This is a genomic window from Geothrix campi (assembly GCF_024609265.1).
Lineage (GTDB): Bacteria > Acidobacteriota > Holophagae > Holophagales > Holophagaceae > Geothrix > Geothrix campi.
On the sequence record NZ_JANHMP010000005.1, the window covers coordinates 1 to 10,861 of the forward strand.

The following is a 10,861-nucleotide window of genomic DNA, read 5'->3' on the forward strand; positions in this document are numbered from 1 at the left end:
TTCTCGGCGTTTGAGAAAATAGGGCTGGGGCCGCGAGACCTGTAAGAAGGAACCAAACCAGGATTGATCTCAAATCGACTCCTTCTACCTGGGGCCGCGGGTGAGCGTCTAACGAATGAAGCTAACCGGCCCCGCCTGCACCGAGGCGAAGAACGAAGCCGAGGAAGCGGGATGTTGAGAGAGAACGAAAGGCAATGCAGGCGGGGTCCGAGTTGAGCGGAGGGTTAGGCAGACGAGCGCGGGGGAATGGGTTTGTGTCGATGATTCTATTCGATTGCTCGGAATGCTTTTCGCCAAATCGGTTCACTTGGAAAAGTGGAACGCACGGAAACTGCCCATTTCTTGCCATCGATCTCCACTGCGCCCTTTTCTTTTCTGGTAGCAAGGAATGCTGTGATCCGTTGTAACTGTGACCCTGGGAGGAATATTGAATACGCGTCTCTGCGTTTAATCGTTGATTCGGATGACAGCCCTGGCCAGTCCTTGGGCCAGTGGATGGATTCATCAGGTGCGTATTCATACGGCCAAATCATGGCTTCGATATACCGAGGTTTCCACTCCTGCATCTCGGGAGGAGTGAATCTAGCCAGAGTGGTGAGAAGGGACCGGGTTTCCTTCGACAACTTCGGCCTTCCCTTTACGCCAGGTACAGATCGCTCTTCTGGCCATGCGAACCCATAGATCGAGCTGAGGAATCGCTCTGCACCAAGGTCAATCATGACGCTTGTTTCTGGCTGATCAGTGGCTTCTGTCAAAGATATACGGCTTGGTTTTGAAGGGAATGGACCGCAGGCATGGATCTGGGCTTTGATTTCGTTGAATTCTTTATCTGAAAGCTGCTTCCAGAAATATGTCGGTCGATCCCCAGGCAACACCTTCAGGCGAATCAGTTGACCGTCCTCGTAGAGAACAAGATTGGGAGTATCAGAACCGATAACCATTCGCCAGGGATCGGAAACGAGGATGACTGCTATTGGCTTGGGCCCATCAAACGGCTTGAACTCTCCGGCTAGAACGGTGAGGGGCATGATGAGAATGGCCAATAATGTTGTTAGAAAACTCTTCATGGGCTGCCTAACGAATGAAGCTAACCGGCCACGCCTGCACCGAGGGGCTGAGCGAAGCCGAGGTAGCGAGAAGCTGAGAGAGAGCGGGAGGCAATGCAGGCGGGGTCCGGGTTGAGCGGAGGGTTAGGCGGACACGAGCTGCCAGATTGAGTTTGTGAATTGGATTTTCCAGTAACCTATTGTGCCTGAATTTGGGAGGATACCCAATTCTCCGCTGATGCGGCCAGGGGCGGATTCTGTGAACGAGAAATCGTATACCTCAAGCCCGTCGAGGTCTTTGAGGTTGAGTTGCCCTTGAATGTCAAAGGTCATGGATTCCGGTTCAAGTAGAGAAAGGGAAACCAGGTCGTAATGTTGAGTCGATTCATTGAACGGCATTAGATTGAGGATCAGGCCTTTCTCGACAATCGAAATCCGTGAGATTGGGAGATCGTGCCATTCAAATTGGACATCTCGAAGTGGGTGATTCATGGGTGCGGCCTAACGAATGAAGCTAAGCGGCCGCGCCTGCACCGAGACGATGAACGGAGCCGGGATAGCAAAATGCTGAGAGAGAGCGGGAGGCAATGCAGGCGGGGTCCGAGTTGAGCGGAGGGTTAGGGGGCAGCCGCAGCGCCATCGGGGCCAACATGGTCCAGTACACGATAGGTTGGGATTGGATCTTCCGATGGTGCCCATCCAGTCCAGAATCGATGCAGGGTGATTATTTCCTTATTCCGCCGCACAACTCTATAAATCCATGTCCTCGGTGAACATCCTGAAGATTCTGGTCCTTTCTCTACTGCAAAAAATATGTCCTCAGTTATCCAGCGAACTCGTGCCTCTGCTACCGGGGAATTCCCAGTCTCTTCTTCATAGAACACGATCGTGTTTTTGCTTTTGAATTCGAATCCGCCAAATCTGGAGTTCTTACCCACGAGACGCTTGCCCTCAAGTTCACTGGATAGGCTCTGCGCATTCGCCGCAATAATTGCCGGAACGAGGAGTATGCATGCTCGAGTTGCGATCATATTGGACTGCCTCCTAACGAATGAAGCTAACCGGCCCTGCCTGCACCGAGGCGCTGAACGGAGCCGAGGAAGTGGGAAGCTGAGAGAGAGCGGAAGGCAATGCGGGCGGGGTCCGAGTTGAGCGGAGGGTTAGGCCGACTAGTTTCGATGTAGGGATGTTTCAAGTTCATTGAGACTACTACTGACTTTATCGAGAGCAACAGATCGATCTGTGATATTGGATTGAGCATATTCTGCGAGGGATTGAGCGACGTTCACCAGGGCTGTTGGGGTTTCTGATTGGGGGCCCCAGGTTTTTCCGAAGAAATTGCGCTCGGCATAGAAAAAGTAAGAAATACCATCGAAGCCACCGTGGCTCGCCAAATCGCCTGAATACCTTGTGCCTTTGACGCATTCACGCCAGGCCGAAATAATCCGTTCTGCCATTTCGGGGGCTAGCTGAGCTGAAAACCTGTGGAGTGGCCTTGGAGTGGGAATGATGGATTTGCCCTTTGGCTTCCTGCTTCCGGGAGGAGGCGGCGGCGGTGGCACTAATACTGAATCACGGGATTCGACGAGCCAGGCGCAGTAGGTTGGTTTTTGGCCGACGACTTCGTTTCTGATGATTGATACCGCCCAACCCTTTCGAAGGGAAGGTGAAACGATCATCCAAACTGCCTGATCTCCAGCCGGGACGAGACCTTCGACGGCTTGGCCAAGCCCTGCACCCCAAGTTGCTGGTTTGATGGGTTCGAGGTGATTCGGGGGTTCTTGGCCAAAGCAATTCGAGGCCAGGAACGAAAATATAGCTGATCGAATTGCGGTTCGCATGTGAGGCGGCCTAACGAATGAAGCTAACCGGACACCGCCTACACCGAGGCGCTGAGCGGAGCCGAGGAAGCGAGAGGTTGAGAGAGAACGGAAAGCAATGCAGGCGGGGTCCGAGTTGAGCTAGGGGTTAGGGCGACCGAGACGGTCCTCATTCGGATTCCTTGGGGAGTTCGATGAACCCAGGGGCCGAAAGCACAATTGGGAGTGACTTGGCCTTCGCTTGTAAACGCCGAATTGTCTGTTCGATCGCGACTTTGTTGCGAATGGCAGCAGCTGGTGGGGTATCGATATGGCACAGACCCGGTTCCCCTGCCGGCATTTCCCACTGCTTGCGATATCTCTCCGCCATAGAGAGCATGGCCTCCGATTCCTTGTTTCGTGGCAACGATCTTCCAAATAGCCATAGCATCCCATCCGGATCAATAACTAGCCCTTCAAACGGGTTCCAAGGATCCGCACCATCACTGAACACTGATGTTGGGATGTATGAATGCGGTACCTCTAGCTCTCCCGGTTTGAACCAAACGGCAATCGCGGCCATTCCGCAAGTGCAGCTGTCATATCGGCTAGTCAATATTTGTAGGATCTTTGGGCAAGCAGCACCAATGTGGCGCAATTCATCCAACTGCGTATTGGTTAGTGTCAGAGTGCGGGTTCGTTCAACCTGGCGCCGTTGAGTGCCAGACAACTGAATCGTCGAAAAATCTTTAGCTAAGTGGGTTCGGCCTTCGTTGAAGGTAAGACCATCGGCAATGAGCGACATCCATGAGAACAACAGAAGTAGGAGTATTCGCATCGGGGGAGCCCTAACGAATGGAGCTAACCGGCCACGCCTGCACCGAGGCGCTGAGCGAAGCCGAGGAAGCAGGAAGATGAAAGAGAGCGGAAGGCAATGCAGGCGGGGTCCGAGTTGAGCTGAGGGTTAGGCGCTGGGGAACAAAAGTGTAAGACGTTAGACTTATTACGATCACTTCGGCAAGCAGACGAGTTCAGACCACCACGCCGAGGTTGTATCTGGAGCGATGAAACCCCATTCCTGATTCATTGGACCCTGTTTAGGTTTTACATTCCCTTGGTTGTCGAATAAATCACCCTCAACGGCACGAATCATTTTTTGATCACAGTTGATCTCGAAGCAAAATCTAGATGACATTTTGATGTCGTGGTTGTTCGCAATTACCTCCCACAGAATTACAGTCGCCACTCTGTCTTTAAACTCGATGTCGCTCTTGCTGGCAGCTCTCACGGATTTCAATCCTAAGAAAGCTGGAATGTACCCTTGGGCAATTTTCGTGGCCGAGGCATCAATCAATTGAGACCTTCGTGACTTTTGCGCGGAATAAGCATTCAGCTTTTTCAATGAGATTGACTTAATCCAGAATCTCGTAACAGTGCTCGTTCTTATAATGCTGGAATTGTCGTAGAAGACTATATCGGTATCGTTTCCAGATTTAGTCATACCACCATATTTCCAATCAGAGGCCGACACAACCTGCGAGGTCAAGATGAGCATGACGATCGAAAGGCAATGGAGAAAATTCATGGATGGCTCCAAAATTTGTGCAGCGCCTAACGGATGAAGCTAACCGGCCTCGCCTGCACCACCGAGGCGATGAACGAAGCCGAGGAAGCGGGAAGGTGAGAGAGAGCGAAAGGCAATGCAGGCGGGGTCCGAGTTGAGCTAAGGGTTAGGTGTTCTGGGTGGCACTATATAAAGTGATTACAATATATCGAAGTTGTTTGATTCTTTTCCCCACGTTATTTTCATGTGAACGTAAGCACCCAGCATTATCCCTTCTGGATGAGTTGATGTAATTATTTTGGCGGGGTGAAATTTGACCTTCTTAATCCATTCCATTGCGTATGGTTGTAGTTCGGGATTACCGGAAATTGGTTTCAGTTCAGTGGGGTTCCCATCGGAATCGACGATTAGTTTGATTACTGCATAACCTGTAATTTTTGGTGCTCCTTCCTTTCGGTGAATATCGGGTATTGGGGTAAAGGACAAAATAGAGGGCCGATTGATAGTTGCAGTCATTTTGGACGGCTCTTCGATTAACGGCTTGTTTGCTTGAGGAGCACAATTCACGGAAGAAATGATAGTAACCAAGATGAGCGCTTTTGCACCGATCCGAGTGCTTAAGGCGGGTGGGGTTTGAACTGGTGAGTTGAACATTTGAACACCTAACGAATGAAGCTAACCGGCCCCGCCTGCACCGAGGCGCTTAGCGGAGCCGAGGAAGCGAGAAGCTGAGAGAGAGCGGGAGGCAATGCAGGCGGGGTCCGAGTTGAGCTAAGGGTTAGGCTGACGGGGCTGATTCTTGAATGAAGAGTGCCTTAAGTTAATACCCCTATGTGAAATCACACCACAACTCTATTGAATTGACCTTGCCGTTCTCGACATGAAAGACAAGAGCGGTTTCAGAAGTGAGGCTGCGGTAGATCAATTCGGTCTGGTTGTCTTTGCTGAGAATTTCGGGATGGCCGTAGAGTGCGATCACCTGGCTGGATTCCATACCTACCCGGGCCCCGGCTGGAGTTGCGTATTTTCGAACGGTACAAACTAGATTTACCAAACTTTTATCGCAAAAGTAAGTTCTGATTCCTTTGTATTTCAATTCGATTTCGGAGTTGCAGAACATTGGATCTGCGATTGGATTTTTTTGAATTGGTCGACCAAACCGATGAGTTACCTCTTTCTGGGATGAACCAATTTGAACTGAGGCCAGACGGATTTGACCGTCCGCCAAGCGCACGGGCTCGGTTTGTTGGGCCATGGCAGGGGCCATGAGTAGGATTGCCAACAATGCACTCAGGCTGTTCACGAGGAAGCCTAACGAATGAAGCTAAGCGGCCACGCCTGCACCGAGAAAATGAGCGGAGCCGAGATAGCGAAATGTTGAGAGAGAGCGGAAGGCAATGCAGGCGGGGTCCGACTTGAGCGGAGGGTTAGGCCGAAGATGAGGGTAGCTGGCCCCGGGTAAGGTTGCTTGAAGTAAGCGCCCGCCAACAAGGGAGGGCGAACAAGGGAATGGAGAACAGAAGGCGAAGCTCAACTTTCTGGTGTTCCTGAATACTCGACTTGCGTGATACCCATATCATTTGGGAAAGAAACAGCAGGTTAAATCCCCAAAATGGAAGCAGCCTTGAGAAGACCATAACCAAGGCAAGCCAAATCACCCCCAAGGCGAGCCCTTTATAAAACTCGGGATTCGAGAGTAATTTAAGATGCCTACCATTGGTGTTGATGAAGTATATAAAATAGAAAATTGCAAAAATAGTGTAAATCATCCAACCCAAACTAATCGGCCCACCAATGATGGCCCCGAGGTATTGGGAACAGGAATCGGGTTGCATGAGAGGCCTAACGAATGAAGCTAACCAGCCCCGCCTGCACCGAGGCGCTGAGCGGAGCCGAGGAAGCGGGATGCTGAGAGAGAACGAAAGGCAATGCAGGCGGGGTCCGAGTTGAGCTGAGGGTTAGGAGTGTGACGAGAAACTATTTGCCGTGGTGGTGGCAGGGGTTGCGCTCAAGATAGTCACCGTGATTTCACCGTCGGTCTTACCTGTACGCTTTGCATGCGCCTGTTGTGGATCTGTATTGAGGTCGAGCGATTTTGAGGAAAAATACAATTCCACAACCCATGAACCAGATGGGTTTATATCTTTCCAATCGAATTCAATTTTATAAATAGAAGATTTGATTAAATTCCACATGTGGCCATTAGATTCAACCACATCTCGTTGTTTGATTCGACCATCATCGGTGATCAATAGCTTTACATGTGCAGTTCCGATTGCCGATGCGTTTAGCCGACTCAATGGGTTAGATGTGAATTCATCGTTTGGGTGTCTGTAGGTTTCCCTAAAGAAAAGGAGAAGAGACTGTGGCTTAATTATTACCGACGATGCATTTGGTGAAGGAGTGGGCTGGGTTCGTGACAGGCTTGTAGTAGGCTCACTACAATGAAACATAACAATAGAAAAGCTCAGAGCTCCAAGGAATTTGCCTGAATACATCGGGGACTCCTAACGAAAGAAGCTAACCGGCCCCGCCTGCAGATGGGTGCCAATCGAAGCTATTGTTGACGGAACACGAGACATGAAATCTACCAATGCAGGCGGGGTCCGAGTTGAGCGAAGGGTTAGGCCGATGATTGTCATTTGGATTTTATGTACTCGGTAGAACTATCAGAATCGTTTACTGCAATGACGAAACTGAGACTGCCCATTCCGTTTGGATTGTTAGAGAAGAGGACGGTCCACTGTTTGGCAAACTCCGAATAGAACGCTGGGCCACGCCATAGATGTTTAACATCATAGCCATCCAAGGTTGCGCGAGCGCATGCCAGCATATCCGCCTGAGACCTACGCAGCTTTGCTCCAAGAATTGGGGCATTGTCGGTTTCAGGAAGGGTCTGGGTTGCTCTTTTCGCGTTGACATCGGCAGGCTTACAGCCAATCGCAAGGAGTGCGATTCCGCTGCAAATAAGAGCCAGTCGAATGATCATTGTGAGAGGCCTAACGAAAGAAGCTAACCGGCCCCGCCTGCAGATGGGTGCCGAACGAAGCTATTGTTGACGGGACACGAGACATGAAATCTACCAGTGCAGGCGGGGTCCGCGTTGAGCGAAGGGTTAGGGCGATCATGCTGAAGTGCCTAATCATTTGAAGACTGGTCCCAGACGTAACCTTTCCCTTTTGGGATGAGAAGAATACCTTCTGATTCAAAGCCACCAACCAACAACCTGTATGGCTTTGGGCGCGGCGGGCCGAAGAAAAGCCCTTGCCCATTGAGGTCAAGCGGTTCAGAGACGAAGGCGGGATTGTGGGAAGAAGAGCCTAAAAACGGACCGTTATAAACAAGAATCCGAAATCGTTTGGTGGGTTGGCCAGGGCCAATCACAGCAACTGCAAAGTCCTTATGCCCATCACGATTTAGGTCGCCCACAACATAGTAAGGCTCGTATTGAGGAACCGGTTTCCAAGCACCACCCATCCCCCGACGGATGGATTGGATTTGTGCTTTGCAATCACCACAGTCAGCTTCCGAAGCGATCCGGAAACCAGGATGGCTCTGCAACCACTCACCAAGAACCTTCATATGCTCCGGTTGAAGAATCACAGGCGGCGGAGCTGTCGCGATGGATAACAGAGCTGGGAGGAGCAGAGTCTGAAACATGCTGATGGAGCGCCCTAACGAAAGCAGCTAAGCGGCCCAACCTGCGGCCGACAGCTAAACAGAGACGAGAAAGACGGAACACGAGAGATGAAAGTAGGCCGTGCAGGTTGGGTCCGACTTGAGCGAAGGGTTAGGCGGCAGGTGCCACTAGGTGCTTTCAATCCAGATTTAGACGGAGGCCTACTTGTAATCTTACCTCCCAGGTTGGGGGAGTAAGACCCACTAGTTCTCGTTTCCAGAGGGGGACGGCGTATTCAATTCTGGTAAAGGGAACCACCCGTTCGGTACCTCTTGCCAGGAAGGCCGTGTTGAATGGAAGAAGGGGAATAATGACCCCTCGAAACCCAATACCCCCACGAAGCCAAAGGCGGCCAAATGTGGAAGTTTCGTTGGGATCTGAGAAGTGTTCACTGCGAGCCTCTAGTGCAAGAAGAGCATGGCCTTCGTGACCTTGGCTCCAAACGGTGCACTGGAATCCGAGATTGCCCATGACAGTCTTTGTGGATTCCACAGCTATTTGCTCAAAACCGCCACAGACCTGAAATTGAGTACGACCAATTTCTCCAAAATCAAGAGCTGCTTGAATGCCTGGCCCATTGGATTCATGACCTTGGATGATGACTTGTGTTTGCGCATAGGTTAGGCCGATATCAAATCCCTGCGCCTTGCTCGAACTGGTGGCAAGTAGCAAAGGAATAGACCAATAGCAAAAGGTCTTCATGTATCAAAGCCTCCAATATGAGAGCCGCCTAACGAAAGAAGCTAACCGGCCCCGCCTGCGGATGGGTGCCAATCGAAGCTAATGTTGACGGAACACGAGAGGTCCAACCCGCCAATGCAGGCGGGGTCCGAGTTGAGCGAAGGGTTAGACGCCGTAGCCAGGGTTGTCGCATTTGATTTGGACTTTCACTAACCGTAGGAACTTGCCTTTGCGCCGATGTGCACGCCAAGCTTTGGTTGAAATCCAGAATTCATCCTCAGTGACTTTCGCTAGGCTAACCAATTCCAGGTCGAGTTTCCCATTCAACTTGGGATAAAAGGATTCCCCAAAGACGAGTTCAAATTTATCGGAGCCAACCGGAATCAAAAGAACATCCAGAGTCTGCCATTGGGGTGTGCCCCCCGACGGCGAAATATCAACTTGGAGAAGCAATTTATGAAACTTTCCGTTACAGAGGTGCTCAATCCCATATGACTTTCCATCTACTTCACCAATAGTCGCCCCACCAACTTTTTTAAACCCACCAGGGGCGACTCCAAAGATGGCATCAGGGCAGACCTGAGCATTCGCTGTAAGCGACAGTAGAACGAGGAGTGGAAAAATGATCAGGAGTTTCAGCATGGGATTCGGTGGCGCCTAACGAAAGCAGCTAAGCGGCCCAACCTGCGACCGACAGCTAAACAGAGACGAGAAAGACGGAACACGAGAGATGAAAGCAGGCCGTGCAGGTTGGGTCCGACTTGAGCGAAGGGTTAGGCGCTGCAAATAAGTATGTGCGGAGCGAATACTGGAAGGCCAGCCAAGGATTTGAGATGGAACGGAGAAAGCGCCTGACATGGCGGTAAGCCGACCGAACAGCGTGACCGAACCAAGCGAGCGAAACCAACCAGGCCGACAGCGAGGCGACCGACGATGTTGGCCACTCTCGATAGCTGAAAAGGAACCGCCGAACGAAGCCTGAGAAGAAACCCACGTACTGCTGGTTGGGGATGCGCTGAGAAGGAACCGAACCAATGACACCTGGAAAATCTGAGATGACGAAGTAGGACTAGAAATTTGGCGGCCGAACTGCCGCCTAACGAAAGAAGCTAACCGGCCCCGCCTGCAAATGGTGGCCGAACGAAGCTAATGTTGACGGAACACGAGAGATGAAACCAGCCAATGCAGGCGGGGTCCGAGTTGAGCGAAGGGTTAGGGCTTCTGTTCAGCATGCAACATACCGAGTTGAATTCTGAAATCATCTTCAAGTAGTTCAATCAAAATAGGAATTTCTTTCGATACAAAATCGTACGCCTTGCCCCATGTATCGAGGTGGGCAGCATTTCGAGGACCTTGATCAACCCCGACCATAAAGTCGACTGAGATTGAATGGAGTTTCCCATGAAATGCGTCAATTTGTGCTGCAGTCCCCTTTGGGATGAACAGGCGGCGAGGCCGGTAAAATTTTAAGAATGCTGCATAAGCCTCACCAGCCTTTGCACGACGAGCATCCATATCAGGCCCTGGCATGTTGTCCCATACAGACGTGTAGTACGCAACAGCCTCAAGATATGTATGAAGTAACGCGCTCACCTCTGCAATCACATCAAGAGTTTTGTCGAAGACTTTGGAGTATTGGGTATTTCTTTCGTGAGCTGTGATTTGCAGTTTGGCCTTCAATTGCTCTACCAAAATATCGGAATCAAATTTAAGTTGAGCTTTGTGCGATTCAAGCTTTTCAGCTAGGTCAAGCCTGAGCTTTTCGATTTCGAGATCAGATGAGGCTTTAAGTTGTGCTTTATGAATTTCTAGATCTCTGTCGTATTCAGCCTTGATCGCATACTTGAGGCGAGTTGAGATCATGTTTCTCAAAATCCAAACCAGAGCCCCGGAAAGAGCCATAGAGGAGAGGATGGTTTGCAACTCGCTCATGGGAAGCCCTAACGAATGAAGCTAACCGGGCCACGCCTGCACCGAGGCGACGAGCGGAGCCGAGATAGCGAGATGCTGAGAGAGAACGGAAGGCAATGCAGGCGGGGTCAGAGTTGAGCGGGAGGTTAGGCGCTTCGTGAACTCAGTCTTGGATACCTAA

General features: G+C 51.0%; 11 protein-coding genes. All 11 read right to left on the reverse strand.

Annotated elements, in window-relative coordinates:
• Nucleotides 1–266: 266 nt before the first annotated feature.
• Nucleotides 267–1,067 carry a hypothetical protein gene (locus NOV65_RS15170; RefSeq protein ID WP_257307546.1) on the reverse strand — a complete coding sequence of 267 codons (801 nt, stop codon included), beginning with the start codon at nt 1,065–1,067 and terminating at the stop codon, nt 267–269.
• 1,148 nt (nt 1,068–2,215) lie between these two features.
• A complete protein-coding gene (locus tag NOV65_RS15175; protein ID WP_257307548.1) occupies nt 2,216–2,725 on the reverse strand; it encodes a hypothetical protein in 510 nt (169 codons plus the stop codon).
• A gap of 310 nt (nt 2,726–3,035) precedes the next feature.
• Nucleotides 3,036–3,650, reverse strand: a complete 615-nt coding sequence (locus NOV65_RS15180) for a hypothetical protein (RefSeq protein ID WP_257307550.1) — start codon at nt 3,648–3,650, stop codon at nt 3,036–3,038.
• Between the two features lie 204 nt (nt 3,651–3,854).
• Nucleotides 3,855–4,430, reverse strand: coding sequence for a hypothetical protein (locus tag NOV65_RS15185; protein ID WP_257307552.1), 576 nt, complete (start codon nt 4,428–4,430; stop codon nt 3,855–3,857).
• A 177-nt stretch (nt 4,431–4,607) separates the two neighbouring features.
• Nucleotides 4,608–5,063 carry an energy transducer TonB gene (locus tag NOV65_RS15190; RefSeq protein ID WP_257307553.1) on the reverse strand — a complete coding sequence of 152 codons (456 nt, stop codon included), beginning with the start codon at nt 5,061–5,063 and terminating at the stop codon, nt 4,608–4,610.
• A 175-nt stretch (nt 5,064–5,238) separates the two neighbouring features.
• The gene (locus tag NOV65_RS15195; RefSeq protein ID WP_257307554.1) at nt 5,239–5,712 is read right to left on the reverse strand and encodes a hypothetical protein; all 474 of its coding nucleotides are present in this window, start codon (nt 5,710–5,712) and stop codon (nt 5,239–5,241) included.
• Between the two features lie 655 nt (nt 5,713–6,367).
• Entirely contained in the window at nt 6,368–6,907 is a 540-nt protein-coding gene (locus NOV65_RS15200; protein WP_257307555.1) for a hypothetical protein, read from the reverse strand.
• Nucleotides 6,908–7,547: 640 nt separating this feature from the next.
• Nucleotides 7,548–7,991, reverse strand: coding sequence for a hypothetical protein (locus tag NOV65_RS15205; protein ID WP_257307557.1), 444 nt, complete (start codon nt 7,989–7,991; stop codon nt 7,548–7,550).
• Nucleotides 7,992–8,226: 235 nt separating this feature from the next.
• Nucleotides 8,227–8,790, reverse strand: coding sequence for a hypothetical protein (locus tag NOV65_RS15210; RefSeq protein WP_257307560.1), 564 nt, complete (start codon nt 8,788–8,790; stop codon nt 8,227–8,229).
• A 144-nt stretch (nt 8,791–8,934) separates the two neighbouring features.
• Nucleotides 8,935–9,411 (reverse strand): hypothetical protein, encoded by a 477-nt coding sequence (locus NOV65_RS15215; RefSeq protein ID WP_257307562.1) that lies wholly within the window; start codon nt 9,409–9,411, stop codon nt 8,935–8,937.
• Nucleotides 9,412–9,981: 570 nt separating this feature from the next.
• Entirely contained in the window at nt 9,982–10,701 is a 720-nt protein-coding gene (locus NOV65_RS15220; RefSeq protein ID WP_257307563.1) for a hypothetical protein, read from the reverse strand.
• Nucleotides 10,702–10,861 lie beyond the last annotated feature (160 nt).

Coding starts and splice junctions, on each gene's coding strand:
- NOV65_RS15220 (WP_257307563.1), bottom strand. CDS start 10,701: ATGAGCGAGTTGCAAACCATCCTCTCCTCTATGGCTCTTTCCGGGGCT.
- NOV65_RS15180 (WP_257307550.1), bottom strand. CDS start 3,650: ATGTCGCTCATTGCCGATGGTCTTACCTTCAACGAAGGCCGAACCCAC.
- NOV65_RS15185 (WP_257307552.1), bottom strand. CDS start 4,430: ATGAATTTTCTCCATTGCCTTTCGATCGTCATGCTCATCTTGACCTCG.
- NOV65_RS15215 (WP_257307562.1), bottom strand. CDS start 9,411: ATGCTGAAACTCCTGATCATTTTTCCACTCCTCGTTCTACTGTCGCTT.
- NOV65_RS15205 (WP_257307557.1), bottom strand. CDS start 7,991: ATGAAGGTTCTTGGTGAGTGGTTGCAGAGCCATCCTGGTTTCCGGATC.
- NOV65_RS15170 (WP_257307546.1), bottom strand. CDS start 1,067: ATGAAGAGTTTTCTAACAACATTATTGGCCATTCTCATCATGCCCCTC.
- NOV65_RS15200 (WP_257307555.1), bottom strand. CDS start 6,907: ATGTATTCAGGCAAATTCCTTGGAGCTCTGAGCTTTTCTATTGTTATG.
- NOV65_RS15190 (WP_257307553.1), bottom strand. CDS start 5,063: ATGTTCAACTCACCAGTTCAAACCCCACCCGCCTTAAGCACTCGGATC.
- NOV65_RS15210 (WP_257307560.1), bottom strand. CDS start 8,790: ATGAAGACCTTTTGCTATTGGTCTATTCCTTTGCTACTTGCCACCAGT.
- NOV65_RS15175 (WP_257307548.1), bottom strand. CDS start 2,725: ATGATCGTTTCACCTTCCCTTCGAAAGGGTTGGGCGGTATCAATCATC.